Genomic DNA, 24,111 nt, shown 5'->3' with positions numbered 1-24,111 from the left:
GAAGCCCTTCACTTCTCTTCGTTGAGATGAGGACTTCGACAAGCTGCATTCGAAGGGATAGGGAGTCCGGTCATGACCCCTCACCCCAACTACATCAGCCCGGAAGGCTTCGCGAAGCTACGCGCCGAATATGACCAGTTGCTTGGGCAGGAGCGGCCACGCATCGTGGAGATCGTCAGCTGGGCGGCGGGCAATGGCGACCGCAGCGAGAATGGCGACTATCTCTATGGCCGCAAGCGCATGCGCGAAATCGACGGCCAACTCCGCCGCCTGTCAAAGAAGATGAAAGACGCCAAAGTCGTCGATCCCCGTCAGCAACCCGACAAGACCCGCGTCTTCTTCGGCGCGACCGTGACGATCGCCGACGAAGACGACAATCACCGCACCGTCACCATCGTCGGCAATGACGAGACCGACGCCAGCGCGGGCCGGATCGGCTGGAGCTCCCCCATCGCGCGCGCCCTGCGCAACGCGGCTGTAGGCGACCTCCGCCGGGTCACGCTGCCCGCCGGGGAGAAGGAATATGAGGTGATGGAGATCAGCTACCCGAAATAAGGCCCCGCCATCATCCACCGTCATCCCAGCAAAAGCTGGGATCGCATGCAATGGCAGAACGTCAACCCGGAAACCCCAGCGTCGCTGCGGCCGTTCCTTCACTTATGATCTCAAGAGCGTCTGAAAGCGACCAGTTCTTGCCGTTTAAAGCGAGGAATGCCCTTCTCCGAAGCGGTCATGCCGTCGAGCGATTTAGTGTTCGTTAGGTCCCCGAAGCACTATGTGGTATATTGACGCATCCCGGCTCTGATATTCCAGACATGCCGTGACTGAGAGAGACTTGTGCTCCCGTTTGGCGAGGAGAGCGACATGTCCATCTCAATAAATTCTCCATCTTCATCATTGCGAGAGCGTGATTTGCATATCAACGTCGAGCGACAGGGGCTTGCCTTGGGCGCGGCACGGGAGCGTACACGTTGCGCGGCTTCCGTTTTGCGGGAGCGGGAGCGAAGGCTGGAGGCAGCGATCGGTGATTGGGAAAACGAAGGTGGCGCAGCCGCCGGAGTCCACCCGGCATCAAGGGTCAACGCTCTACGAAAGCTGAGCACGTTGCAACTATCTGCCGACCTGTTTCGGGACGACACCTTTTTCCGTGCGATCATTCTGAATGGCGTGCTCCTTCTGATTGCGGGAACAGGATTGGCCGTTTTGCTGAACGATTGAGGCCCAAGCCCTCAGCACTTCAAATCAGAATGGACCAAATGATGAACGTTACACGAAGTGGGTTGAGTTTGGCCGCTGCGGCATCGCCCGTATCGATAAGCGGATTTGTCAGGCTGCAGAGACTTGAGGGCTTGCTTCATACTGCTCGCGATAAACTCGCGAGTGGAGAAGTGCTGTCGAGGGCCGATATGCAACGCCTGAACGCCGCGCTCGATGACTTCGCGGCAGTGTGAGCAGGGGGCCGCTGTTCAAAATTCGTCGCCCGTAAGCCGTCAGTCCGCAATCCACCCATTCCCGTCATCCCAGCGAAAGCTGGGATCTCAGGAGGGCTTCTGCCCAATCGAGAGAGATGCCAGCTCGTGCTGGCATGACGAAGGGATGAAGGCCTGGGGTCACCAAAAACCGTCCTCAGCCCCGCTCGCTCACCGCGCGACCTTCTTCCCCATTGGCTGCGCCTGCGCCACCACCGCTCCCGGCTTAGCAGCCAGCCGCGTGATCGTTTTCAGCGCATAATCCAGCTGGAAATCCTCAATCCCCTTCTTCTTCAGTTCCTCGGCCGACATGGCGAAACGGGGATCTTCCTTGGTGTCTTCTTCCAGCGCAGCATTGTCCGTCTTGATCTCATTGATCAGGTGACGACGCAGGTCGCTTTCGCGGAATTTCGGCCGGTTCTTATAGTCGGGGTCCGACAACTGCGGCACGCGCACGTCAGGCTCGATCCCGCCTTCCTGCACCGAACGCCCGGACGGGGTATAGTAACGCGCGGTCGTCAGCTTGAGCGCCGTCGTATTAGTCAGCGGCAGCATCGTCTGCACGCTCCCCTTGCCGAAGCTGCGCTCACCCATCACCAATGCCCGATGCTGGTCCTGAAGCGCGCCCGCGACGATCTCGGACGCCGAAGCAGACCCCGCATCGACCAGAACAACGACCGGCAGCCCCTTCGCATCGTCGCCGGGCTTGGCATAATAACGCTCGACATCGCCCTTGTTGCGGCCGCGCTGCGACACAATCTCACCGCGCTCCAGGAACGCGTCGCTCACGGACACCGCTTCATCCAGCAACCCGCCCGGATTGGAGCGCAGGTCGAGGATATAGCCGGTCGGCTTATGGCCAAGGCTCTTGTCGATGCTGCGGATCGCCTGTCGCAGGTCAGCGCCGGTATTGGCGGAGAAGCTGACGATATTGATCACGCCAACGCCGTTCTTCACTTCCCACTTCACCGGCTTTAGCTGGATGATCTCGCGCGTCAGCGTCACTTCGATCGGCTTGTCACGGCCCGCGCGCACGATGGTCAGCTTGATCGACGTGCCCGGCGCGCCGCGCATCTTGTCGACCGCTTCATCCAGCGTGCCGCCATAGATAAGCTGCCCGTCGAGATGGGTGATATAATCGCCCGCCTTGATCCCCGCGCGCCAGGCCGGGGTGTCCTGCGTCGGCGCGATCACCTTGACCGCACCATCCTCCTGCGTGACCGACAGGCCAAGGCCGCCATAGCTGCCCTCCGTCTGAGTGCGCAGATTCGCGAAGTCGCGTGCGTCGAGGAAGCTGGAATGCGGATCGAGGCTGGCGAGCATGCCGTCGATCGCGCCCTTGATCAGCTTTTCGTCATCCACTTTCTCGACATAGTCGCTGCGGACTTTCTGAAAGACGTCCATGAACTCGTCGAGCGCCTTGTAGCTGCTCGCTTCCCCGTCCGCGAGCGCGGCCGTGGTGGCGGGGATGAGCGCGAGTGCGCCAAGGGCAACGGCGCCCCGGAAGAAATTGGATTTCATTGCTGTCCTGAGTCCTGGCATCAAGCCATCAGTATAGGATGCTTCTCAGGCATACGCAAAGCATCGGTGACGGCGTAGCGCCAGACGCGGCGCTATTCGTGCGGTCGCAATGCCTGATTGAGATCCTCCATCACCTGGGCGATCGGTTCCACCACGGTTACGCTGCGGCCTTCGCCAAAGCGGATGCGGGTGCCGTCCGTGACGGAAGATACGAAGGTGACCTGCGCGGCATTGATGGCGGTTTCGGTCCGGTCGGCGCCCACGAACATCACGAGCATGGCTTTCCTCTCCTTCTTGTTGGATGGAGAGGTTAGCCGCATTTGCGCATGGCGCCAGCCATTTTTCCCTGAAGTCGGCGTCAATCCAATCGAATAGCCTCGATAAAGAGGCTGGCCCGCGCGTCCAGCCGTTGCGCTTCGCCCGCCAGTTGGCTTGCCGCATGACGGATGTTGCGCGCGCCATCGACCGCCGCGTCGGCATTGCCGCTGATCTGGCTGGCGCTCGACCGGACATGATCGCTGGACTCGCCCGCTTCGGCCATGCTGGCGGCGATGCCCCGGCTGAAGGCGCCATGGCGCGCCACCGCGTCGAACACGGAAGCCGACAGCTGATCCGCCGTCTCAATTGCCGACCCCATCAACGCATGGCCCTGCGCCACATGACCGACAGTCGCGCGGATATGGTCTATCCGGTCGGCAATTTCCGTCGCGGCTTCGCGGGTTTGCCCCGCGAGCAGCTTCACCTCGCGCGCCACAACGGCAAAGCCTTGCCCCGACTCCCCGGCTCGCGCGGCCTCTATGCCCGCGTTCAGGGCCAGCGTCGCCGTCGCCCGCGCCACCGCGTCGATCAACGCCGTCACCTCTCCGATGCCATCAGCCTGAACGCGCAACTGTTGGGTCTGGGCTGATCCCAGTCGCGTCTGTTCGACCGCGGCCCTGATCGCGGCGCCAGCCTGACGCACCTCATCCTCGATCGATTGGAACAGCAGGCCAAGGTCGTTGGCCGACCGAGCGATACCGGACAGATTGTCAGCGGTTTGCGCGGCGGCCACCGCCATGCCTGCTGCCGCCTGCCCATTATGGGCCGCCCTTTCCGCCGCGTCGCTCGCCAGCCGGGACAGCATGTCGGCCATCCCCACCAGATCAGCGATCAGCGTCGCGATATCGTCGCGAAAGCTGCCGCTCTCCCGCGTCACGCGCTCCAGCCGCTCGGCCCGCGCGATCGCCACGCGCGCATCCCGCTCCGCCGCCAGCTTCAGCAACAACTGCCCGCCGACCATCCCGGCATAACGGCCGCCTTCTATGACGATCAGCCCTTCGCATTTCTGGCCCTGCGCCGCGTAGAGGTCGATCAACATCTCGATCGTCGCGCTCCGCTCGACCGAGGCACAGGGCCGGATATGATCATCCAGCCGCCCGCCAAAGCTGGGGTTGCGCAGCAGCGCATGACCGAACGGATTGAACAAAATCCGCCGCATGTCCCGCTCGTAGATCGCGCCCTTGGGCCGATCCGCTTCGTCCAGCACGGGCAGCAGCCGCAGCGAAGGATTTTGCTGAAATTGCTCCACCGCTTCGCTCAACGGCCGTCCGGCCCGGATCGCCGGGCTGGTAGAGACGAAGGGCAAGCCCTGCCAGCGAGGCAGTGACGGCGAAGGATCGAGCATCATGGGCGCGTACATGAGCCGCTGGTAGCGCCCGAATGGTAAATGAGCAGTTAGGTTTTGATGACAGATTTATGACAACGCACTGTTTTGTCTTGGTTTTTATAGAAGTTGATAGTCGAATGCTTCTTTGGCGAGCTTGACCACCTCCGGGTCGGCTTCAGGAAAATCCATCGGCACCAGCTTTTCCAATGACTTGGCCACATATTTCAGCGCGGCGATCCGCCCGGCCGCACGGTGGTTATTGTCGATCACCTGCCATGGCGCATATTTGCTGTCCGTCTTCTTGAACATGTCGTGCATCGCGTCGAGATAATCGTCGCGCCGCGCCCGGTTGCGATAATCCTCCTTGCCCGTCTTCCACCGCTTCCACGGCGTATCGAGCCGCTGAGCCAGCTGCTTGTCCTGCGTTTCCTGGGTAATGTGGACGAACAGCTTGATGATGTTCGTCCCCGCATCCGCCTGCTGCTTTTCGAAGGCGTTGATCTCGTCATAGGCGCGCTTCCACTCGCCCTTGGAGCAGAGCCCTTCCACCCGCTCGACCAGCACGCGCCCGTACCAGCTGCGGTCGAACACCGCGATGTTGCGGCCCGCGGGCAGCCGCGTCCAAAAGCGCCAGAGGAAATGATGATCGCACTCTTCGGCGGACGGCGCAGCGATGGGCCAGACGCGATAATAGCGCGGGTCCCATTGCGCCGTCATGCGCTTGATGATGCCGCCCTTCCCCGCCGCATCCCAACCTTCGAACAGGATGACCGACCGCCGGTCATGGATCACATGGGCAACCTGAATCTTCGCCAGCCGCTCCTGCAGCTTGTCGAGCTCCGCCTCATAGTCGCCTTTGAGAGGCTTGCCCTTCTCATAATCGGCAAGGTCTATCGCCATGCGCGTCATCCTTCCTGTTCAGATCAGGAAGCAACGCCCGATGCGGCGAAAAGTCAAATCCGGCTCATGACGGTAAGGTGATTAGGCCTTGGCTTGCGGCTCCACGACCCGGACATGCAGTTCACGCAACTGCTTGAACTCGGCCGCGCTCGGCGCTCCCATCAGCAGATCTTCGGCACGCTGGTTCATCGGGAACAGCGTCACTTCACGCAGATTCTGCGCCCCACAGAGCAGCATCACAATGCGATCGACACCAGCCGCCATGCCACCATGCGGCGGCGCGCCATATTGGAACGCGCGGTAGAGGCCACCAAAGCGCTCCTCCACATCCTGCTGGCTAAGGCCGACCTTCTCAAACGCCTTCACCATCAGCTCAGGCGACTGGTTACGGATCGAACCCGACGCAATCTCAAAGCCGTTGCAGACCATGTCATACTGATACGCCTTGATCGTCAGCGGGTCCTGATGCTCCAGCGCATCCATCCCGCCCTGTGGCATGGAGAACGGGTTGTGGGCAAAATCAACCGACTTAGATTCCTCATCATATTCGTAGAAGGGGAAATCGACGATCCAGCACAGTTCGAACCGGTCCTTGTCAATGAGGTCCAACTGCTCGCCGACACGAATACGCGCCAGACCCGCCAGCTTCGCAGCCTGCGATTCCCTACCCGCCGCGAAGAACACGCCGTCATTGGGACCAAGGCCCAGCGCGTCGATCAGCTTGGCCGTCCGCTCCTCGCCATGGTTCTTGGCGATCGGGCCACCGGGCACGCCATCCTTGATGTTGATATAGCCAAGACCCGAATAGCCCTCGCCCCGCGCCCAATTATTCATGTCGTCGAAGAATTTACGGCTGCCCGCGCCCGCACCCGGCGCCGGGATCGCGCGAATGACGCTGCCGCTTTCCACGAGTGACGCAAAGATGCCGAAGCCGGACCCATGAAAATGCTCGGTCACGTCCTGGATCAGGATCGGGTTGCGCAGGTCCGGCTTGTCCGACCCATATTTCAGGATCGCCTCATCATAAGGAATACGTGGGAAGCTCCCCGACGGCGTCACCGGCTTGCCCTCAGCGAACTGCTCGAATACGTGCGCGATCACCGGCTCCATCGTGTTCCACACGTCTTCCTGCGTGACGAAGCTCATTTCCAGGTCAAGCTGGTAGAACTCGCCGGGCAGGCGATCGGCGCGCGGGTCTTCGTCGCGGAAGCAGGGCGCGATTTGGAAATAACGGTCGAAGCCCGCGACCATCAGCAGCTGCTTATATTGCTGCGGCGCCTGCGGCAGGGCGTAGAACTTCCCCGGATGGATACGGCTCGGCACCAGAAAGTCGCGCGCGCCTTCCGGGCTGCTCGCGGTCAGGATCGGCGTCGAATATTCGGTAAAGCCCGCCCCTTCCATGCGGCGGCGCATGTCGGAAATGATCTTCGTCCGCTTGACGATATTGCCGTGCAGCGTCTCGCGCCGCAGGTCGAGGAAGCGGTAGCGCAGGCGAATATCCTCGGGATATTCCTGCTCGCCCGCAACCGGCAGCGGCAGGTCGGCGGCAGCCGACAGCAGCACCGCATCGAGCGCCCGAATTTCGATCTCGCCCGTCGGCAGGTTCGGGTTCACGGCTTCGGGCGCGCGCGCCACCACCTTGCCGGTCACCGTCACGACGCTTTCGGCGCGCAGCGATTCGATCACCTTGAAGACGGGGCCGTCCACCTCGGTGACGATCTGCACCATGCCATAATGATCGCGCAGGTCGATGAAGACGAGGTCGCCATGATCGCGCTTGCGATGCACCCATCCGGACACGCGCACTTCATTGCCAACTTCGGCCGAAGTGAGGGCGCCGCAAGTATGAGTGCGATAGGCGTGCATGGCGTTTTGGTCTTTCAGCTTCGTTTTACGGAAATGACAAAGTGTCGCAGCCCCGCTATGGGCGGTCTTGTCAAGCATTGACGAGCCCGTGAGCGACGGGCCAGCCCATAATAAGATCGAAGACCATATGCAAATCCATCCGCTGATCACCGACAGCAAGACACTCGCCCAATTCTGCGCCCGTATCGCCAAATCGCCCTACATCGCGGTCGATACCGAGTTCATGCGCGAAAACAGCTATTGGCCCGACCTCTGCCTGGTCCAGGTGGCCGACAGCAACGAAGCCGCCGCGATCGATCCCAAGGCCCCGGGGCTCGACCTTAGCCCCCTGCTCGACCTGCTGGTCGACAATGAGGATGTGCTGAAGGTCTTCCACGCGGGCGGGCAGGATCTTGAGATCATCTATAATCTCACCGGCAAGACGCCCCATCCGCTATTCGACACGCAGATTGCCGCCATGGCGCTCGGCCTCGGCGAGCAGATCGGCTACGGCAACCTGGTGGACGCATGGCTCGGCGTTCAGCTCGACAAGGGCGCGCGCTTCACCGATTGGGCGCGCCGCCCGCTCGACAAGCGGCAGATCGACTATGCGATCGGCGACGTCACCTACCTCATCCAGATTTTCCCGATGATGCTGGAGGAACTGCGCAAGACCGGCCGGGGCGACTGGCTGGATCAGGAAATGGAACGCGTCTGCGATCCCTCCAACTATGTGAACGAACCGCAGGATGCCTGGAAGCGTGTTCGCATCGCCAGCCGCAAGGCCGATGTGCTCGGCCGCCTGAAGGCGCTGGCCGCCTGGCGCGAAATCGAAGCGCAGGACAAGAACCTCCCCCGTGGCCGCATCGTCAAGGATGAGACGCTGGCCGATATCGCCAGCCATCCGCCCCGGTCTCAGGAAGACCTTGGCAAGGTGCGCGGCCTGTCCGCCACCTGGAAGACCAACGACATCGGTGCGCGTCTGATAGCGGCGCTCGGCAGCCAGAAGCCGCTCGACAAGGATGAGATGCCCGAACGCGATCCCAAGCGGCCTGGCCTTGGCAAGGACGGCGCACTGGTCGCGGACTTGCTCAAGCTCCTCCTCAAGATCCGTTCGCGCGACATCAACGTCGCCGCCCGCCTCTTGGCCCGCAGCGACGATCTGGACGCGCTGGCCGCAGGTGTCCGCGAAGACCTGTCGATCCTGGAAGGCTGGCGCTATGAACAATTCGGCCGCGATGCCGTTGACCTTGTCGAAGGACGCCTGGCCTTCGCGGTGAAGGGCGGTCGCCTCAAGATGACGCGCACCGAATAGGAGCAAATATGATGCGGGCGGCGGCGCTGATGATTCCCCTTCTATTGGCGGCCTGTACCACAGCTGACGGACAAGCCCCCGGCACCACGCCAGCGACAGCCGAGGGGCCTTGCCGCAACGACGGCCTTGATCGCTTCGTCGGCCAGACCGCAAGCGCCGACATCGGCGCACAACTGTTACAAGTATCTGGCGCCCGAACCCTACGCTGGGGCGCCCCAGGCATGGCCATGACCATGGACTTCCGCCCCGATCGCCTAACCGTCAGCTACGACGAGAAGATGGTGATCACTTCCGCAAGGTGCGGTTAGGCACACTGCTACCCCTCCCGCAGGCGGGAGGGGGCCGGGGGGTGGGCCAGCGCAACGCCGGCCTCATAGAAGAAGCTCGCTTCGCTCGCACCCACCCCTAGAGTCTTTCTGACTTAGATTGAGGCATATCCGGCTCCACGGATGTAATTGGCGCATTCTGCGGGCGGGAAGTGGTCGAGCAGTTTTCCGATGCGTCGCCATGTTGCCTCGACGGTGCGTTCGTTGGCCTTGCGGAGCAGACGCTTGAGCTTGGAGAACATCTCCTCGATGGGGTTCAGGTCGGGCGAGTAGGGCGGCAGGAAGAACAGCCTGATGCCCGCCGCCTTGAGCAATTTGCGCACGCGGCTGCCTTTGTGGCTGCCGAGATTGTCGACCACGATGATGCTGCCGGGTTCCAGCGCGGGGATCAGGAACTGCTCGACCCACGCGGTGAAGCTCTCGCCGTTTATCGGGCCATCGAGGACGCAAGGGGCCACGATGCCATCATGCCTGAGGCCAGCGATGAAGGTCAGCGTCTTCCAGTGGCCATGCGGCACCTTGTCGATCAGCGGCTCGCCCCGGTGATGCCAGCCATGGGTGCGGGTCATGTTGGTCTTCGCCCAGGTCTCGTCGATGAAGACCATGCGCTTGGGATCTACCCAGCGCTGGACCCAGCGCCAGCGGTTGCGGCGTCGGATGACGTCGGGCCGGTCCTGTTCCTTGGCGAAGAGCGTCTTTTTTTAAACGTCTTGCCCAAGCGGCCCATGAACCGCCACAGCGTGTCGCAGCAGACCACCACACCACGCTCTTCACGCAGCTGGGCCAGCAACTCGTGCAGCGTCAGGTCCTTCTTCTGCTCGATCCGCGCAAGCAACCACTCGCGCTCACGCGCCAGCAACGGGAGCATGTGACCGCCGACCTTGCCCGGCTCAACAGACCCGCGCGTTCGCCATGACTGCGCCCAGCGAACCCCCGTGGCCGGGCTCACCTCCAGCAACCGCGCAGCCCCCCGCGCCGACATGCCTCGATCCAGAGCCCGACAAAACCGAACCCGCAAATCCTGTGATAATGGCCTCATCCATGCTGGCCTCCTCACCAGTGGCCACCTTGAATCACACTTCCAACCGTCTGGAAATCCCCAACGATTCATTCAACATCGGAAAGACTCTAGCCCCCCGCAAGCGGGAGGGGGAATACTACCCAAGCTATCCGTCTCCCAAACGCCACACCCCCCTCAAAAACCATCCTATTCCCAGCAGCAGTCCAAAATTCCGCCTGTCCTATTCCCCCAAAACAACCCTATCCCGTCCCTCTCTTTGAAACGGCCCACATCACCCCCTCGCGCCCACGCGCGCCTGCCCTCGCGCGCGCATACACTGTGAACTTCGACGGAAATCCGCCATTTTTAGCGCATCGCCTCAACATTCCAGTCCTACAAGCGCGCCGCTACCGATACGGTTCACATGGCGCTTGCCGTCGATCTCCAGCCAATCCGGCGTCACCTCCAATCGCCGCCCCCGGATCGTCGTGCGCAGATGCTCCACGGCGATCCGGTTACGCGCCACGATCCGCAAAATGGCTAGCCCCTCGCCGCGCGCCGCCATGACGCTGTAGCGATCGCCACGCAGCAGAAACCGCCAGCTACCATTGGCGGCCAGCCATTCATTGCCCTGGATCACCTGCACCGGGTTGCCGTCCGGATCACCGAGCCGCAGGCTGATCCGCGTCGCGCCCCGGCTGCGGCGCGGCGGCGCGAACATCAGGATCGGCTCGCCATCCAGCACCAGCGGAATCGGCGTATCGCGCAGCGGCCGTGAGCCCGCGAGGATCAAAGTCGGCAACTCCGAAGAAAATGGCATGCGGTCCCGGGCGAAGTGCCGCTGACGGACAACCGGATTGGTATGAAATCCCTGCACCTGCGCCGTGGTCAGCCGCCCTTCCTCCACCAGCGCGTGGCAAGTCGGGCAGAGCAATGTCGCCTGGGGCGAATCGGGCAGGCGAAGATAGCGATAGATGGTGACGCCGCATCGGACGCAGGCAAAGCCGCAGGCCTCGCGAACGGCCTCACGCTGCGGCTCAGTTAATTCAGGCAGCGAAAGCATCACCGGCAAGGCCATGAAGGACACCCTTTGCAACCGCGCCCCGCGCCATTGCGAAGCAGCGTTACCCAGCGGCATCCTTCCCCGGATACAGGCTTTTCACTGTCCCTTCAGTCAGGACATATGGTCGAAATAAATTGGCGTCAGGTCAAGAGGGCGCGAACGCCCGTCAACGCTGTGGCAGCAAATCCAGATTGCGCGACGCCGCGATGTTCCGGATGCGGCCCGGCCGAGGCATGGACTTGACCGCGATTTCCGCGATGTCGCCCGCGCTGAACAGTTCGACATTGCCGACATCGAAGATGCGCTGCCCGAATGTCTGCGTGATGCGCACGCTGCGAATGCTGGATAGGGCAATCTCCGTACGCTGCTTGGCCAGCAGCCCGCGCTCCATCAGCACCTCCCGGTCGGACAATGCCAACCGTTCCCCCTTCGTCCGCAGCCACCAAACCCCAATCGCCAGCAGCCCGACGACAGAAATCAGCAGCAGGACGAACAGGAACGGATGCGCGCGAAACATCGCAGGATGCTCGTCATACAACCAGGCTTCGCTCATCATTCGTCCCATCAAGAAGTGCGCACGGACATGATCATGGATGCCCCGCCCGCGTCAATCCTTGCTCAGCGCGACCCTCTTACCCTTTTCCAACGAAAGGAGGACGCCTCGAGAAGGTCACCCCGAACGAAAGAGTGTTTAGCTCTCATCCCCCATCCGCAGCGCCGCAATGAAGGCCTCCTGCGGGATCTGTACAGACCCATATTCCCGCATCCGCTTCTTGCCCTCTTTCTGCTTCTCCAGCAGCTTCTTCTTACGCGTTATGTCGCCGCCATAGCATTTCGCCGTGACGTCCTTGCGCATCGCCGCAATCGTCTCACGCGCAATCACCTTGCCGCCGATCGCCGCCTGGATCGGAATCTTGAACAGGTGGCGAGGGATCAGGTCCTTCAGCCGCTCGCACATGTGCCGCCCGCGCGCCTCGGCCGCGCTGCGGTGCACGATCATCGAAAGCGCATCGACCGGCTCGTTGTTGACGAGGATGCTCATCTTGACGAGGTCGCCCTCGCGCGTGCCGATCTGATGATAGTCGAAGCTCGCATAACCACGCGAAATCGACTTCAAGCGATCGTAAAAGTCGAACACCACTTCGTTGAGCGGCAGCTCATAGGTAACCTGAGCGCGTCCGCCGACATAGGTCAGGTTCTTCTGGATGCCGCGCCGGTCCTGGCAGAGCTTCAGGATCGACCCCAGATATTCGTCGGGGCAGTAAATCACCGCCTCGATCCAAGGTTCCTCGATCATCTCGACATGGTTGGGATCGGGCATGTCGGCCGGGTTGTGCAGATGGCGCACCTCCCCATCCTTCATGTGCATCTCATAGACCACCGACGGCGCGGTGGTGATGAGGTCGAGATCATATTCGCGCGTCAGCCGCTCCTGAATGATCTCCAGATGGAGCAGCCCCAGGAAGCCGCAACGGAAGCCAAAGCCGAGCGCCGCCGACGTCTCCATTTCGAAGGAGAAGGACGCGTCGTTCAGCCGCAGCTTCGAAATCGAATCGCGCAGCTTCTCAAAATCATTGGCATCGACCGGGAACAGCCCGCAGAAGACCACCGGCTGCACTTCCTTGAAACCCGGCAGCGGATTGGCGGCAGGGTTCTTGACCGTGGTGATGGTGTCGCCCACGCGGGTCTGGCTGATGTCCTTGATCTGCGCGGTGATGAAGCCGATCTCGCCCGGGCCGAGTTCCGGCAATTGCTCGATCTTGGGCCGCATGCAGCCCACGCGGTCGATAAGATGCTCGGTCTCGCCGATCATGAACTTGATCTGCTGCCCCTTCTTGATCACGCCATTTACGACGCGCACCAGAATGACGACGCCCAGATAAGGGTCGTACCAGCTATCGACCAGCATCGCTTCCAGCGGCACGTTGCGATCGCCCTTGGGCGGCGGGATTTTCGCAACGATCGCTTCAAGGATGTCGTCGATGCCGATGCCCGACTTGGCACTCGCCAGCACCGCTTCGGACGCGTCCAGGCCGATCACTTCCTCGATTTCCGCCCGCACTTTCTCCGGTTCGGCGGCGGGCAGGTCGATCTTGTTCAGCACCGGCACGATCTCATGGTCATGCTCGATCGACTGATAGACATTGGCCAGCGTCTGCGCTTCCACGCCCTGCGCCGCGTCCACGACCAGCAGCGCGCCTTCGCACGCAGCGAGGCTCCGGCTCACTTCATAGGCGAAGTCGACATGGCCTGGCGTGTCCATGAGGTTGAGCTCATATGTCTCACCATTTTTCGCGACATAGTCGAGGCGCACGGTTTGCGCCTTGATCGTGATGCCGCGTTCCTTCTCAATATCCATATTGTCGAGGACCTGGGCCGACATCTCCCGGTCGGTCAGCCCCCCGGTGCGCTGGATCAGCCGGTCGGCCAGCGTCGACTTGCCATGGTCGATATGCGCGATGATCGAGAAATTACGGATGTGCGAAAGGTTGGTCATGGACCGCGCCGATAGCAGCCATTTGCGGGCCTGTCAGCAGAGCTTACAAACAGCCTGACCATCAGTAGGAAAAGCCCCCGAGCTATGGTAATTGACGCGAGCCTTAAACGGGTCGTACCATAATAAAAATTCCATAATTAACCGCTCGAAAGGGATTTGGGGCAATGTTCAAGACGGTTTCCGCGCTCGTCGCGACAGCATCGATGCTTGCTACGCCGATGTCTGCGATGGCGCAGACGAATATGAGTTCTTCTGGCAAGACCTATAAGGATGGCACCACCAAAGGCGCATCCTCGGGTCGCAGGTCGCAGGAGCGCGCTCAGCAGGAGATTCCTCGCTGTACCCGCCGCCTCGGCACTGTCGCGATCGTCGAACCCGACAACCAGTGGTGGCGCGAGTTGAACCTGGGGAGCCCGGAAGCGATCCTCAAGGTGTTCATCCAGCAGTCCGGCTGCTTCGGCATCGTCAACCGCGGCCGCGCCATGCAGAGCCGGGCGATGGAACGCGCCATGGCGGACTCGGGCGAATTGCAGGCTGGATCGAACCTGGGCCGGGGCCAGGTCAAGGCAGCCGACTATTATCTGGAGCCTGATATCGTCTCGTCCAACCGCAACTCTGGCGGCGGCGGCTTCGGCGCTGCGCTCGGCGGCCTGATGGGCGGCACATTCGGGGCACTTGCCGGCGGCCTCAACATCAAGAAGAAGGAAGCGAACGTCACGCTTTCCATCGTCAACGCCCGCACGACGGAAGAAGAGGCGCTGACCGAAGGCTATGCGCGCAAGACCGACATCGGCTTTGGTGGCGGCGGCGGTGCCGGTTGGTGGGGCGGCTTCGCTGCTGCCGGTGCCAGCGGCTACCAGAATACCGAGATCGGTCAGGTGATCGTTCTGGCCTATCTGGACGCCTATACCAAGCTGGTCACGCAGATGGGCGGGTTGCCTGCCAACGCGGCAGCAGCCGCCCCTCGCGCGCAGTAAAGTCTTAATGCAGGGGCTTGGCAGCAATGCCGAGCCCCTGTTCTTCTCCTTCCGCTCACCACCGCCGTCGGTGCGACGGAGTAGACATCTTCATTAAATAGGCCGGGACGAGGCTTCCGCGTGCATCAACCTATTTCCACGCCGCCGTCGCCACCATGATATTATGGCCTCGCCTGCGGGGCGCTCCACCAACCTGTTGATGCCCGTGCCCAAAGTTAACGCGACAAGAAACGCGGAGAAGAAGGCGAGCCACGGGCTGTAGCCCTGCTCCGCCATTTTCAGCATCACGACGAAACCCACATGCTGATGGATGAGGTAGAAGGAATAGCTGATCCCACCCATCCAGAGCAGTGGACGTGACGCGATCCACCGCAAATGCCCTCGGATCAGCGCTGCAAAGCCTGCAAGCAGAATGCACGCCATCAGCGTGACGTCCCAGCTTTCCATGAAGGCGACCGACAACAGCGCAAGCGCGGCGTAGGGAGATTGCTGGCGCCAGCTCCGCTGACCAGACCAGACACGGTACGACAACATCCCGATGATGAAGAAGGGGAGATAGCGCAGTACGAAGAGCATGACGATGCGTTCTGGCATGTCGGGCCATAACCCATAAATCGCGCGAACCGCGAGCCACAATGCCAGCATCGGTTCGAGCCGTTTCAATCCAGCCCATTTCCAAATCGATATCATGCAGAAGTAAAAGGCGATTTCGACGGTCAATGTCCAATAAGCGCCGTCTACTTCAGGAAGAAACGCGAACCCCTGCAGCATCGTGAAGTTAGCCAGGATCGCACTGGGACCCACCAGCAATTGGGACGCCTTTGCCGCATATTCGATCGACACGGTCAGCAACATCGCGACGATATAAGCCGGATAAAGCCGGGCGATCCGGTTTACCGCAAAGTCGGCGACGCTAACGATCCGATCCAGCGTGAAGAATATAGCGAAGCCTGAGATCGTGAAAAACAGCAGGACGCGATAATTGCCCCCGGGGAAACTGAACGGCACATGCGCCGCTTGGGGAAAAAGCTCGTGGAAACGCGTGGAATAATGAAAAACCAGCACACACAGTGCACCGATGCCTCTTAAGGCATCCAATTCCGCCAAGCGGTTCCGAGTTGGCAATGCAGTCACTCGAATGCATTAGCAATGAAACAGCAATCAATCGGTTAAGATATTGGGGTCGGATACACATTGTTGCTGGCGCCTCCATGCGGAGTCCAGCTTGGAAGGTCAGTCGCCCTACTCCGCTGGGGCTTCAGCCGTGCAAGCTCGGCCAGCACCTTGGCTACAATGGGCGCAATCTGCACCAGACCCATTCGCATATAGCCTCTCGCGACATGCCTACACGAACATCCTTGCCCGCCGGAGAGAGGGCGATGTCGAGCATACCAGTGACCGCCTCGACTTGCAGAGGCCCCAAGACCCCGGAAAGCCTTAAATGCCTATATGGTGCGGCAAAAATCATGCGAGCATGTTCGACACTGCCTGCCGAACCGCGTGGGCCGGGAAGCTGCCCATGCTTTCCTCCCGCCTCTGAAAGACGGGAGAAATTGCCTTAGCCTTTAGCATGATCCAATATACCCGCGATTGCCGCAGTCACATCGTCCATGTCAGCCATGCCGTCCACACGAGACACGATCCCTCGCGCCTCATAGATTGGAAGGATGGGGGCGGTCTTAGCACGATATTCCGCCATCCGGGTGCGAACCGTATCTTCATTGTCGTCGGGACGACGCTTGAACTCATGCCCATGGCATTTGTCGCACTCATCAGCGACCTTGGGCTGCTTGAAGCTGTCGTGATAGCCCTCACCACAGGTCGCGCAGGTGAAGCGGCCCGTGATGCGCTCAACCAGAGCGTCCTCATCGACGTCGAGTTCGATGACATGGTCCAATGTACGGCCACGATCAGCAAGAATGGCGTCGAGCGAATGGGCCTGAGCTTCGGTGCGCGGATAGCCGTCGAAGATCACACCAGTGCTGTCGGCCAACCCATCCAATGCTTCGCCGATGATACCGGAAACGATTTCATCCGAAACCAGTTCACCCGCTTCCATCACCGCCTTGGCCTTGAGGCCAATCGGCGTCTGCGCCTTTACCGCCGCCCGAAGCATGTCACCCGTCGACAGCTGAACCATGCCACGGGTTTCGACCAGGCGGCTCGCCTGCGTGCCCTTCCCTGCTCCTGGAGGACCCAGCAGAATGATATTCATTTTGCGCATACTCCCCTGTTCTTGCGCTGCGCCTGATGCTTATTAGCGAAGGCGTCCCTTGAGCTTGGCCTTCTTTATCAGATCCCCATATTGGTGAGCCAGCAAATGGCTCTGGATCTGCGTCACGGTATCTACCGTAACATTGACGACGATCAGCAGACTTGTCCCGCCCAGATAGAAGGGAATACCCGCCCGGGCGATGGCAAATTCCGGCACCAGGCATATGATGGCCAGATAGGCAGCACCAATCACCGTGATCCGGGTCAGCACATAGTCCAGATAATTTTCGGTATTCTTGCCGGGACGGATGCCGGGGATAAACCCGCCATTCCGCTTGAGATTATCCGCCGTCTCCTCAGGATTGAACACGACCGCGGTGTAGAAGAAGCAGAAGAACACGATACCCAGGCCGTAAAGGCCCATATAAACCGGGCTGCCGTGCGACAGATATTGATTCAGCGTCAGTACGAAATCCCCAAGCCTGCTCTCACCGGCAATGGTTCTACCCGCGAACTGGGAAATCGTGAGTGGCATCAGCAGAAGCGAACTGGCGAAGATCGGCGGGATAACGCCGGCGGTATTTACCTTGAGCGGCAGATGGCTGCGATCCGCCTGCATCAATCCCTGACGAGTCTGACGCTTGGGATACTGGATCAGAACACGGCGCTGCGCGCGCTCCATGAAACAGATCAGCAGGATCAAGCCCACCGCCAACGCGATGACCATCACGATCAGCAGGCCCGAAATCGATCCCTCGCTGCCCGATTTGAAAAGATTGCTTAGGGTGACCGGAAGCTGAGCAACGATACCAGCCATGATTATGAGGCTGACGCCGTTGCCGATACCGCGCGACGTGATCTGTTCGCCCAGCCACATCAGGAACATCGTGCCCCCGATCAGCGAAACGACCGCTGCGATCCGGAACAGAAAACCGGGATCGACCACTGCTTGCACGCCCGATTGCGCGCCGAAGCTTTCGAGGCCGACCGCGATGAAATACCCCTGCACCGCAGTCAGGCCAACCGTGCCGTAACGCGTATATTGGTTGAGCTTTTTGCGACCGCTCTCGCCTTCCTTCTTGATCGCGGCGAGCTGCGGCGAAAGGCTGGCGGCGAGCTGTACGACGATCGAGGCAGTGATATATGGCATCACCCCGAGCGCGATCAGGCTCATGCGTGACAGAGAACCACCCGAAAAGGTGTTGAAGATGTCCAGGACACCACCGTTCGTCTGCTTATAAAGCTGAGACAGCGCGGTCGGGTCGACGCCCGGTAGCGGCACGAAGCTCAGGAAGCGAAACACGATCAAGGCGCCCAATGTGAACCATAGGCGCTTCTTGAGGTCGGTCGCCTGGCTGAACTTCGCCAGGCTGAGATTGGATGCGAGCTGGTCGGCTCTCGATGCCATCTTGGCTGCCCTTCAAAACATCTTGCCGGTCAGATACCCGGCGCGGAATCGCTAACCCCTTAGCGGCGTGATCGCGCCCTGTCGAACTCGGAAATTCACACCGTTCATTCTGAACCAGGCCAGAGCCAGCGATAAAGGCACCTGAGCCTAAAAACACACAAGGCCCCGCTCACCCATATCGGGCAGCGGGGCCATGCTTGCAAGCCTTGGCGGCTTGTTATGCCTTCTTGGCGGCCTTGGCGCTGCCCTTCTTGGCAGCGGCCTTTTCGGCAGCCGGAACGACAGCAATCACTTCAACCTTGCCGCCAGCCTTCTCGACCGCTTCCACCGCGCCCTTCGACGCACCGGCAACAAGCAGGCTGAGCTTGGCGGTCAGTTCGCCTTTACCGAGCAGGCGCACGCCGTCCTTGCCACCACGAGCCAGTGCGGCAGCCTTCAGCGCCGCATGGTCGATGGTGGCGTTCGCGTCGAGCTTACCAGCGTCGACCGCCTTCTGCAGCGCGCCCAGGTTCACGATCGCGTAATCCTTGGCGAAGATGTTGTTGAAGCCGCGCTTCGGCAGACGCATATGGAGCGGCATCTGGCCGCCTTCGAAGCCGTTGATCGCAACGCCCGAGCGTGCCTTCGCACCCTTCTGGCCGCGACCAGCGGTCTTGCCCTTACCCGAGCCGATACCACGGCCGACGCGCATCCGGCCCTTGCGGGCACCAGCATTGTCATTAAGTTCGTTAAGCTTCGTCATTGTGCACTCGCTTTCGCTATGTTCGCGCGAGGCATGGTTGCTCTTTGAGCAGTCATGCCGAAGTCCCAGCGAAGGCTGGGACCGCTGGCGGCTGAACGCGACTTCTCGGGTCGCGCCTAGCCAAATGAAACCGGGGGTCTCCTCACAAGAGGACTCGCCATCCGGCATGAGATCCCTGCCTAGGCAGGGATTCGGAAGTCGCGCCTTTAGCGCGTCTTCCAAAAAAACGAAAGAGGGGTTTCCCCCTCTCCCGCTTCATTCCCTTGTGATCGGAAGGCTCAGCCCTCCACCACTGCAACCATGTGGGGAAGCTTGGCAATGGCACCGCGGACTTCCGCTGTGTCTTCCAGTTCAACCACGCGGTGCATCTTGCCAAGGCCGAGGCCGATCAGAATCTTCTTCTGGTCGGCAGGACGGCGGATCGGTGAGCCGATCTGCTTGATCTTGATCTTCGCCATATCCGTTACTCCACGATCGCTTCGGCGTCGGCCTGGGCGACTTCTGCCGAGGCACCACCGCGACGAAGCAGGTCAGCGACCTTCTTGCCGCGACGCTGCGCCACCGACTTCGGACTGGTCTGCTCGCCCAGCGCCGAGAAGGTCGCACGAATCATGTTGTACGGGTTCGACGTGCCGTTCGACTTCGTCACGACGTCTGCAACGCCGAGGCTTTCGAACACGGCGCGCATCGGACCACCGGCGATGATACCCGTACCGGCCGGAGCCGAACGAACCGTCACCTTGCCAGCACCGAAATGGCCGAGGCCATCATGGTGCAGCGTGCGGCCTTCCTTCAGCGGAACGCGAACCATCGCCTTCTTGGCCGAAGCGGTCGCCTTGCTGATGGCTTCGGGCACTTCACGCGCCTTGCCATGGCCGAAGCCCGCACGACCCTTGCCGTCGCCGACAACCACCAAAGCAGCAAAGCCGAAGCGCTTACCGCCCTTGACGGTCTTCGAGACGCGGTTGATGTGAACCAGCTTCTCAATCAGCTCTTCGCCCTGTTCCTCGTCACGGTTACCACCGCGGCGATCGTCACGACGGCCACGGCCGCCCCGCTCACCACGGTTGCGGTCACCGCCGCGACCACGGCCGCGACCGGGACCACGGCCCTCGGTCGGTGCATTCTCGCCGCCTTCGACAGCAGCAGGTGCGCCCGCCTGGGCCTGGATTTCGTTTTCGTCAGCCATGATCAGAACTCCAGCCCGCCTTCGCGGGCGGCATCGGCCAGCGCCTTGACGCGGCCATGGAACAGGAAGCCACCGCGATCGAATACGACCTTGGTGACGCCGGCAGCAGTCGCCGCAGCGGCAACGCGCTTGCCGACTTCGGCAGCGGCTTCGGAAGAGGCGCCAGTTTTACCCAGAGCCTTCGACCCGACGTCCTTGTCCAGGGTCGACGCGGCGGCCAGGGTCTTGCCCTGCGCATCGTCAATGACCTGGGCATAGATGTGACGGCCCGAACGGTGGACGCTGAGGCGGGGCTTGTGGCCCGAAACTGCCTTGAGCGCGGTGCGGACGCGGCGACGACGCCGCGCGAAGAGGGAAAGCTTTGCCATCTTACTTCTTCTTCCCTTCCTTGCGGAAGATGAACTCGCCGGCGTACTTGATACCCTTGCCCTTATAGGGTTCGGGCTTGCGCCAGCGGCGGATCTCGGCCGCAACCTGACCCACCTTCTGCTTGTCAATGCCGCTGATCTCGACCGTGGTGTTATCCGGGGTCTTGATTTCGATGCCTTCCGGGATCGCGAAATCGACGTCGTGCGAATAGCCGAGCTGCAGCTTCAGGGTCTTGCCCTGCGAGTTGGCGCGATAGCCGACACCGGTGATGAGCAGCTTCTTCGAGAAGCCCTCGGTCACACCGGTGATCAGGTTAGCGATCAGCGTGCGCTGCATGCCCCAGAAAGCGCGGGCGCGCTTGCTGTCATTGGCAGGCTTCACGGCGATCGATCCGTCCTCGATGCTGTAGGTGACTTCGTCGGCCAGCGGAATGGCGAGGGTACCCTTGGGACCCTTCACCGACAGCTGGCCGCCTTCGATGGCGGCGGTGACGCCCGCAGGGACGGCAACCGGTTTCTTACCAGTGCGGCTCATCAGAACACCTCCGCCAGCACTTCGCCGCCGACATTCTGCTCACGCGCTTCAGCATCGGACAGAACGCCGCGAGGCGTCGAGACAATGGTGATGCCCAGACCATTGCGGACCACCGGTAGTTCCTTGGAACCCGAATAGACGCGGCGGCCAGGCTTGGACACGCGGGCGACATGCTTGATCGCGGGCTGGCCCTCGAAATATTTCAGCTCGATGCGCAGGCCCGGGTGCTTGCCGAGAGCTTCCTCGGAATAACCACGGATATAGCCTTCGCGCTGCAGCACGTCGAGCACGCGGGCGCGCAGCTTCGAAGCGGGGGACACAACACTGTCCTTCTTCGCCTGCTGCCCGTTGCGGATGCGGGTGAGCATATCACCCAGGGGATCGGTCAATGCCATCTCAAATGATCCTTACCAGCTCGACTTGGTGACGCCGGGGATCAGGCCCTTGTTGGCCAGATCACGCAGCTGCACGCGGCAGAGGCGGAATTTGCGGTAGTAAGCGCGGGGACGCCCCGTCAGTTCGCAGCGGTTCCGAACGCGCGTCGGGTTGCCGTTGCGGGGAATCTCCGCCATCTTCAGACGCGCGATCAGACGATCGCTGTCGTCGGCCGCGGTATCATTCGCGATCGCCTTGAGCTTCGCATAGCGGCCGGCATATTTCTTAACCAGCTTCTTGCGGCGCTCATTCTTGTTGATCGAACTCAGTTTCGCCATGACTTAAGTTCTCTTTCCTTGGGTATCTTTGGAAAGAGAAGCGGGACCTGGTTCAGGCCGCCTGCTTCTCTTCGATCGGGAAGGGGAAGCCGAAGAGACGCAGCAGTTCGCGCGCTTCCTCGTCCGTCTTCGCCGTGGTGGTCACGATGATGTCCATGCCGCGCACTTTGTCGATGCGGTCATAGTTGATCTCCGGGAAGATGATCTGCTCCTTGATGCCGAAGGCATAGTTGCCACGGCCGTCGAAGCTCTTCGGATTGAGACCACGGAAGTCGCGCACGCGGGGCAGAGCAACGTTGATCAGGCGATCAAGAAACTCATACATGCGCTCACGACGCAGCGTGACCTTGGCCCCGATGGGCATGCCTTCACGCAGCTTGAACTGCGCGATCGACTTGCGGGCCTTGGTGATCACGGGCTTCTGGCCAGCGATCAGTTCCATTTCCTCGGCGGCCGAAGTGACCTTCTTCTTGTCCTGGGTCGCTTCGCCCACGCCCATGTTGAGCGTGATCTTGTCGATCCGGGGGATCTGCATGACGTTCGTGTAGCCGAACTTTTCCGTCATCGCCTTGACGATTTCGGCGTCATACTGCGCCTTCGAGCGCGGAGTATATTTGTCGCTCATTACAGCACCTCACCGGACTTGACGGCAACGCGGACCTTCTTGCCGTCACGGTCCTCGAAACGGACGCGGGTCGGCTTGCCATCCTTGTCGGCGACAGCGACGTTCGAAATGTGGAGCGGCGCGGGCTTGCGCTCAATGCCACCCTGCGGGTTCGCCTGGTCGGCCTTGCGGTGACGCGCATGCACGTTGATGCCCTCCACCAGGACCTTGTCGTCCTTGGGCAGCACAGCCAAGACGGCGCCGGTGCGGCCCTTGTCCTTGCCAGCCAGCACGACGACCTTGTCGCCCTTCTTGATTCTAGCAGCGCTCATTACAGCACCTCAGGAGCAAGGCTGATGATCTTCATGTGCTTCTTGGCGCGCAGTTCGCGAACGACGGGGCCAAAGATACGGGTGCCGATCGGCTCCTCGTTCTTGTTGATGAGCACAGCAGCGTTGCCGTCAAAGCGAATCACGCTGCCATCAGCGCGACGCACGTCCTTGGCGGTGCGCACAATGACGGCGCGATGCACGTCACCCTTCTTCACCTTGCCACGAGGCGCGGCTTCCTTGATCGAGACGACGATGATGTCGCCTACGCTCGCAAAGCGACGCTTCGAGCCGCCCAGCACCTTGATGCACTGGACGCGCTTGGCGCCGCTATTGTCAGCGACGTCAAGATTGGATTGCATCTGGATCATTGATCCGGTTCCTTCTTGTCTGGCCTACCGAGACTGTCCCGGCGGTTCCGAATTCGGGTTTCGACCGGAAGATTCGAAACACGAAGCGCGGGCCTGTAACCCCTCCGAAAAGAAAAGGCCAGCCCCGCGTCCGAAATTTCGACCCTTAAGGCCGGTGACTAACCTCAGGCCGCCGTTTCAGGCGACTTGTGGGTGTCCACGCGCTCAATGACCTTCCAGGTCTTGAGCTTGGAAATCGGAGCGGTCTCTTCGATACGAACCGTTTCGCCTTCCTTGTAAACATTGCCCTCGTCATGGGCATGGTACTTCTTCGATCGGCGGATGATCTTGCCGTAGAGCGCATGCTTAACCTTGCGCTCTACGCGAACCACCACCGTCTTGTCGGTCTTGTCGGAAACCACCGTTCCCGTCAGCACGCGCTTGGGCATCGTGTGTTTCCTTTACTTCGCGGCGGAGCTGCTACGCTCCGTCTGCAGGGTCTTGATCTGCGCGATCGAACGGCGGACTTCCTTCACGCGGCTGGGCTTTTCCAGCTGGTTGGTGGCCGCCTGGAAACGCAGGTTGAACTGCTCGCGCTTCAGGTTGTTGAGTTCGGTCGACAGTTCGTCGTCCGTCTTGGTCTTGAGGTCGGCAACGTTCGCCACAGCTTAACCCTCCAGGTGCGAGGTGTCGCCGAGGCGGGCAACAACCTTGGTCTTGATGGGCAGCTTCATCGCGGCGCGCGAGAATGCCTCTGCTGCGAGCGGGCCGGGAACGCCGTCGAGTTCGAACAGGATACGACCCGGCTTGACGCGAGCCGCCCAATATTCGACCGAACCCTTACCCTTACCCTGACGGACTTCGGCCGGCTTCTTCGATACCGGAACGTCGGGGAACACGCGAATCCACAAACGACCCTGACGGCGGATGTGCCGGGTGATCGCGCGGCGGGCCGCTTCGATCTGACGCGCGGTAACACGCTCGGGTTCCAGAGCCTTCAGGCCATAGGAGCCGAAGTTCAGGTCCGAACCGCCCTTGGCGTCGCCCTTGATCCGGCCCTTGAAGGTCTTGCGGAACTTCATTTTTTTCGGTTGCAGCATG

At 61.1% G+C, this 24,111-nt stretch carries 30 protein-coding genes; 5 read left to right on the top strand and 25 right to left on the bottom strand.

What is annotated here, in order from left to right; translation table 11 throughout:
• Positions 1 to 72: 72 nt before the first annotated feature.
• Both greB and ACZ5YV_RS12875 read left to right on the top strand, forming a co-directional pair.
• Complete coding sequence (gene greB, locus ACZ5YV_RS12880) at positions 73 to 555, top strand: transcription elongation factor GreB (protein ID WP_464787937.1); 483 nt, start codon at positions 73 to 75, stop codon at positions 553 to 555.
• Positions 556 to 864: 309 nt separating this feature from the next.
• Complete coding sequence (locus ACZ5YV_RS12875) at positions 865 to 1,218, top strand: hypothetical protein (RefSeq protein ID WP_464787936.1); 354 nt, start codon at positions 865 to 867, stop codon at positions 1,216 to 1,218.
• 422 nt (positions 1,219 to 1,640) lie between these two features.
• Here the strand turns inward: ACZ5YV_RS12875 and ACZ5YV_RS12870 are convergent, their stop codons facing one another.
• The 5 genes from ACZ5YV_RS12870 to aspS form a co-directional block, all read right to left on the bottom strand.
• Positions 1,641 to 2,990, bottom strand: coding sequence for a S41 family peptidase (locus tag ACZ5YV_RS12870; RefSeq protein WP_464787935.1), 1,350 nt, complete (start codon positions 2,988 to 2,990; stop codon positions 1,641 to 1,643).
• Positions 2,991 to 3,082: 92 nt separating this feature from the next.
• Positions 3,083 to 3,268 (bottom strand): hypothetical protein, encoded by a 186-nt coding sequence (locus ACZ5YV_RS12865; RefSeq protein ID WP_196225106.1) that lies wholly within the window; start codon positions 3,266 to 3,268, stop codon positions 3,083 to 3,085.
• 80 nt (positions 3,269 to 3,348) lie between these two features.
• Complete coding sequence (locus ACZ5YV_RS12860) at positions 3,349 to 4,668, bottom strand: methyl-accepting chemotaxis protein (protein ID WP_464787934.1); 1,320 nt, start codon at positions 4,666 to 4,668, stop codon at positions 3,349 to 3,351.
• Between the two features lie 84 nt (positions 4,669 to 4,752).
• Complete coding sequence (locus ACZ5YV_RS12855) at positions 4,753 to 5,535, bottom strand: polyphosphate kinase 2 family protein (RefSeq protein WP_464787933.1); 783 nt, start codon at positions 5,533 to 5,535, stop codon at positions 4,753 to 4,755.
• Positions 5,536 to 5,616: 81 nt separating this feature from the next.
• Positions 5,617 to 7,401, bottom strand: coding sequence for an aspartate--tRNA ligase (gene aspS / locus ACZ5YV_RS12850; RefSeq protein ID WP_464787932.1), 1,785 nt, complete (start codon positions 7,399 to 7,401; stop codon positions 5,617 to 5,619).
• Between the two features lie 127 nt (positions 7,402 to 7,528).
• Between aspS and rnd the strand changes: the two genes are divergently transcribed.
• Together rnd and ACZ5YV_RS12840 are read left to right on the top strand one after the other, a co-directional pair.
• Positions 7,529 to 8,695 carry a ribonuclease D gene (gene rnd / locus ACZ5YV_RS12845; protein ID WP_464789230.1) on the top strand — a complete coding sequence of 389 codons (1,167 nt, stop codon included), beginning with the start codon at positions 7,529 to 7,531 and terminating at the stop codon, positions 8,693 to 8,695.
• A 29-nt stretch (positions 8,696 to 8,724) separates the two neighbouring features.
• Positions 8,725 to 9,003, top strand: coding sequence for an I78 family peptidase inhibitor (locus ACZ5YV_RS12840; RefSeq protein ID WP_464787931.1), 279 nt, complete (start codon positions 8,725 to 8,727; stop codon positions 9,001 to 9,003).
• Positions 9,004 to 9,116: 113 nt separating this feature from the next.
• On the opposite strand, the gene ACZ5YV_RS12835 is transcribed toward ACZ5YV_RS12840, so the two are convergent.
• From ACZ5YV_RS12835 to lepA, 4 genes are all read right to left on the bottom strand, one after another.
• Positions 9,117 to 10,060 (bottom strand): IS630 family transposase gene (locus ACZ5YV_RS12835; RefSeq protein ID WP_464786945.1). Its coding sequence is split into 2 segments (ribosomal slippage): positions 9,117 to 9,722 and positions 9,725 to 10,060, totalling 942 coding nucleotides; the frame shifts between segments, so codons are not numbered across the junction.
• A gap of 340 nt (positions 10,061 to 10,400) precedes the next feature.
• Positions 10,401 to 11,084, bottom strand: coding sequence for a hypothetical protein (locus ACZ5YV_RS12830; RefSeq protein ID WP_464789229.1), 684 nt, complete (start codon positions 11,082 to 11,084; stop codon positions 10,401 to 10,403).
• Positions 11,085 to 11,250: 166 nt separating this feature from the next.
• On the bottom strand, positions 11,251 to 11,637 hold the full coding sequence (locus tag ACZ5YV_RS12825) for a PH domain-containing protein (protein ID WP_464787930.1): 387 nt from the start codon (positions 11,635 to 11,637) through the stop codon (positions 11,251 to 11,253).
• A 138-nt stretch (positions 11,638 to 11,775) separates the two neighbouring features.
• Positions 11,776 to 13,581: a translation elongation factor 4 gene (lepA, locus tag ACZ5YV_RS12820; RefSeq protein ID WP_464787929.1), complete on the bottom strand. Its 1,806-nt coding sequence runs from the start codon at positions 13,579 to 13,581 to the stop codon at positions 11,776 to 11,778.
• A gap of 164 nt (positions 13,582 to 13,745) precedes the next feature.
• Here lepA and ACZ5YV_RS12815 point away from each other — a divergent pair, with 164 nt between their 5' ends.
• Positions 13,746 to 14,558 (top strand): CsgG/HfaB family protein, encoded by an 813-nt coding sequence (locus tag ACZ5YV_RS12815; protein WP_464771682.1) that lies wholly within the window; start codon positions 13,746 to 13,748, stop codon positions 14,556 to 14,558.
• 93 nt (positions 14,559 to 14,651) lie between these two features.
• Here ACZ5YV_RS12815 and ACZ5YV_RS12810 read toward each other — a convergent pair whose 3' ends face one another.
• The 16 genes from ACZ5YV_RS12810 to rplP form a co-directional block, all read right to left on the bottom strand.
• Positions 14,652 to 15,656 (bottom strand): acyltransferase family protein, encoded by a 1,005-nt coding sequence (locus ACZ5YV_RS12810; protein ID WP_464789228.1) that lies wholly within the window; start codon positions 15,654 to 15,656, stop codon positions 14,652 to 14,654.
• Positions 15,657 to 16,116: 460 nt separating this feature from the next.
• Positions 16,117 to 16,773 carry an adenylate kinase gene (locus tag ACZ5YV_RS12805; protein ID WP_464787928.1) on the bottom strand — a complete coding sequence of 219 codons (657 nt, stop codon included), beginning with the start codon at positions 16,771 to 16,773 and terminating at the stop codon, positions 16,117 to 16,119.
• Positions 16,774 to 16,815: 42 nt separating this feature from the next.
• The gene (gene secY, locus ACZ5YV_RS12800) at positions 16,816 to 18,180 is read right to left on the bottom strand and encodes a preprotein translocase subunit SecY (RefSeq protein ID WP_196225099.1); all 1,365 of its coding nucleotides are present in this window, start codon (positions 18,178 to 18,180) and stop codon (positions 16,816 to 16,818) included.
• Between the two features lie 217 nt (positions 18,181 to 18,397).
• Positions 18,398 to 18,922: a 50S ribosomal protein L15 gene (rplO, locus tag ACZ5YV_RS12795; RefSeq protein ID WP_464787927.1), complete on the bottom strand. Its 525-nt coding sequence runs from the start codon at positions 18,920 to 18,922 to the stop codon at positions 18,398 to 18,400.
• A 278-nt stretch (positions 18,923 to 19,200) separates the two neighbouring features.
• Complete coding sequence (gene rpmD, locus ACZ5YV_RS12790) at positions 19,201 to 19,380, bottom strand: 50S ribosomal protein L30 (protein WP_196225097.1); 180 nt, start codon at positions 19,378 to 19,380, stop codon at positions 19,201 to 19,203.
• A 5-nt stretch (positions 19,381 to 19,385) separates the two neighbouring features.
• Positions 19,386 to 20,111: a 30S ribosomal protein S5 gene (gene rpsE / locus ACZ5YV_RS12785; protein ID WP_449470819.1), complete on the bottom strand. Its 726-nt coding sequence runs from the start codon at positions 20,109 to 20,111 to the stop codon at positions 19,386 to 19,388.
• A 2-nt stretch (positions 20,112 to 20,113) separates the two neighbouring features.
• Entirely contained in the window at positions 20,114 to 20,479 is a 366-nt protein-coding gene (rplR, locus tag ACZ5YV_RS12780) for a 50S ribosomal protein L18 (protein WP_449470817.1), read from the bottom strand.
• Position 20,480: 1 nt separating this feature from the next.
• On the bottom strand, positions 20,481 to 21,014 hold the full coding sequence (rplF, locus tag ACZ5YV_RS12775) for a 50S ribosomal protein L6 (protein ID WP_460987202.1): 534 nt from the start codon (positions 21,012 to 21,014) through the stop codon (positions 20,481 to 20,483).
• Positions 21,014 to 21,409 (bottom strand): 30S ribosomal protein S8, encoded by a 396-nt coding sequence (gene rpsH, locus ACZ5YV_RS12770; protein WP_021239751.1) that lies wholly within the window; start codon positions 21,407 to 21,409, stop codon positions 21,014 to 21,016. The genes rplF and rpsH overlap by 1 nt, the downstream gene beginning before the upstream one ends.
• Before the next feature lie 12 nt (positions 21,410 to 21,421).
• Positions 21,422 to 21,727 (bottom strand): 30S ribosomal protein S14, encoded by a 306-nt coding sequence (gene rpsN, locus ACZ5YV_RS12765; protein ID WP_007707881.1) that lies wholly within the window; start codon positions 21,725 to 21,727, stop codon positions 21,422 to 21,424.
• Between the two features lie 52 nt (positions 21,728 to 21,779).
• Complete coding sequence (gene rplE, locus ACZ5YV_RS12760; RefSeq protein ID WP_464787926.1) at positions 21,780 to 22,352, bottom strand: 50S ribosomal protein L5; 573 nt, start codon at positions 22,350 to 22,352, stop codon at positions 21,780 to 21,782.
• Positions 22,352 to 22,663, bottom strand: a complete 312-nt coding sequence (gene rplX / locus ACZ5YV_RS12755) for a 50S ribosomal protein L24 (protein WP_464787925.1) — start codon at positions 22,661 to 22,663, stop codon at positions 22,352 to 22,354. Before rplX ends, rplE begins: the two co-directional genes overlap by 1 nt.
• The gene (gene rplN, locus ACZ5YV_RS12750; protein WP_007686569.1) at positions 22,663 to 23,031 is read right to left on the bottom strand and encodes a 50S ribosomal protein L14; all 369 of its coding nucleotides are present in this window, start codon (positions 23,029 to 23,031) and stop codon (positions 22,663 to 22,665) included. Before rplN ends, rplX begins: the two co-directional genes overlap by 1 nt.
• Before the next feature lie 164 nt (positions 23,032 to 23,195).
• Positions 23,196 to 23,459: a 30S ribosomal protein S17 gene (gene rpsQ / locus ACZ5YV_RS12745; RefSeq protein WP_006960320.1), complete on the bottom strand. Its 264-nt coding sequence runs from the start codon at positions 23,457 to 23,459 to the stop codon at positions 23,196 to 23,198.
• Between the two features lie 12 nt (positions 23,460 to 23,471).
• Complete coding sequence (rpmC, locus tag ACZ5YV_RS12740) at positions 23,472 to 23,675, bottom strand: 50S ribosomal protein L29 (protein WP_464787924.1); 204 nt, start codon at positions 23,673 to 23,675, stop codon at positions 23,472 to 23,474.
• Between the two features lie 3 nt (positions 23,676 to 23,678).
• A complete protein-coding gene (gene rplP / locus ACZ5YV_RS12735) occupies positions 23,679 to 24,110 on the bottom strand; it encodes a 50S ribosomal protein L16 (RefSeq protein WP_267249803.1) in 432 nt (143 codons plus the stop codon).
• Between the last annotated feature and the right edge of the window lies 1 nt (position 24,111).

The organism is Sphingobium sp. TomTYG46 (assembly GCF_055396345.1).
Note: the sequence above shows the minus strand (reverse complement) of the source record. Positions and strands in the feature narration are given on the sequence as shown.

Excerpts from the sequence above, each read along its gene's own strand:
- ACZ5YV_RS12875 (WP_464787936.1), top strand. The coding sequence starts at position 865 with ATGTCCATCTCAATAAATTCTCCATCTTCATCATTGCGAGAGCGTGAT.
- aspS (WP_464787932.1), bottom strand. The coding sequence starts at position 7,401 with ATGCACGCCTATCGCACTCATACTTGCGGCGCCCTCACTTCGGCCGAA.
- greB (WP_464787937.1), top strand. The coding sequence starts at position 73 with ATGACCCCTCACCCCAACTACATCAGCCCGGAAGGCTTCGCGAAGCTA.
- rplE (WP_464787926.1), bottom strand. The coding sequence starts at position 22,352 with ATGAGCGACAAATATACTCCGCGCTCGAAGGCGCAGTATGACGCCGAA.
- ACZ5YV_RS12830 (WP_464789229.1), bottom strand. The coding sequence starts at position 11,084 with ATGCTTTCGCTGCCTGAATTAACTGAGCCGCAGCGTGAGGCCGTTCGC.
- rpmD (WP_196225097.1), bottom strand. The coding sequence starts at position 19,380 with ATGGCGAAGATCAAGATCAAGCAGATCGGCTCACCGATCCGCCGTCCT.
- rpsQ (WP_006960320.1), bottom strand. The coding sequence starts at position 23,459 with ATGCCCAAGCGCGTGCTGACGGGAACGGTGGTTTCCGACAAGACCGAC.
- rplO (WP_464787927.1), bottom strand. The coding sequence starts at position 18,922 with ATGACGAAGCTTAACGAACTTAATGACAATGCTGGTGCCCGCAAGGGC.
- ACZ5YV_RS12815 (WP_464771682.1), top strand. The coding sequence starts at position 13,746 with ATGTTCAAGACGGTTTCCGCGCTCGTCGCGACAGCATCGATGCTTGCT.
- ACZ5YV_RS12860 (WP_464787934.1), bottom strand. The coding sequence starts at position 4,668 with ATGTACGCGCCCATGATGCTCGATCCTTCGCCGTCACTGCCTCGCTGG.
- rpsH (WP_021239751.1), bottom strand. The coding sequence starts at position 21,409 with ATGGCATTGACCGATCCCCTGGGTGATATGCTCACCCGCATCCGCAAC.
- rplX (WP_464787925.1), bottom strand. The coding sequence starts at position 22,663 with ATGAGCGCTGCTAGAATCAAGAAGGGCGACAAGGTCGTCGTGCTGGCT.
- ACZ5YV_RS12805 (WP_464787928.1), bottom strand. The coding sequence starts at position 16,773 with ATGAATATCATTCTGCTGGGTCCTCCAGGAGCAGGGAAGGGCACGCAG.
- ACZ5YV_RS12840 (WP_464787931.1), top strand. The coding sequence starts at position 8,725 with ATGATTCCCCTTCTATTGGCGGCCTGTACCACAGCTGACGGACAAGCC.
- ACZ5YV_RS12825 (WP_464787930.1), bottom strand. The coding sequence starts at position 11,637 with ATGAGCGAAGCCTGGTTGTATGACGAGCATCCTGCGATGTTTCGCGCG.
- ACZ5YV_RS12870 (WP_464787935.1), bottom strand. The coding sequence starts at position 2,990 with ATGAAATCCAATTTCTTCCGGGGCGCCGTTGCCCTTGGCGCACTCGCG.
- secY (WP_196225099.1), bottom strand. The coding sequence starts at position 18,180 with ATGGCATCGAGAGCCGACCAGCTCGCATCCAATCTCAGCCTGGCGAAG.
- ACZ5YV_RS12865 (WP_196225106.1), bottom strand. The coding sequence starts at position 3,268 with ATGCTCGTGATGTTCGTGGGCGCCGACCGGACCGAAACCGCCATCAAT.
- rpsN (WP_007707881.1), bottom strand. The coding sequence starts at position 21,727 with ATGGCGAAACTGAGTTCGATCAACAAGAATGAGCGCCGCAAGAAGCTG.
- lepA (WP_464787929.1), bottom strand. The coding sequence starts at position 13,581 with ATGACCAACCTTTCGCACATCCGTAATTTCTCGATCATCGCGCATATC.
- rpsE (WP_449470819.1), bottom strand. The coding sequence starts at position 20,111 with ATGGCTGACGAAAACGAAATCCAGGCCCAGGCGGGCGCACCTGCTGCT.
- rplR (WP_449470817.1), bottom strand. The coding sequence starts at position 20,479 with ATGGCAAAGCTTTCCCTCTTCGCGCGGCGTCGTCGCCGCGTCCGCACC.
- rplP (WP_267249803.1), bottom strand. The coding sequence starts at position 24,110 with ATGCTGCAACCGAAAAAAATGAAGTTCCGCAAGACCTTCAAGGGCCGG.
- rplN (WP_007686569.1), bottom strand. The coding sequence starts at position 23,031 with ATGATCCAGATGCAATCCAATCTTGACGTCGCTGACAATAGCGGCGCC.
- rplF (WP_460987202.1), bottom strand. The coding sequence starts at position 21,014 with ATGAGCCGCACTGGTAAGAAACCGGTTGCCGTCCCTGCGGGCGTCACC.
- rnd (WP_464789230.1), top strand. The coding sequence starts at position 7,529 with ATGCAAATCCATCCGCTGATCACCGACAGCAAGACACTCGCCCAATTC.
- ACZ5YV_RS12855 (WP_464787933.1), bottom strand. The coding sequence starts at position 5,535 with ATGGCGATAGACCTTGCCGATTATGAGAAGGGCAAGCCTCTCAAAGGC.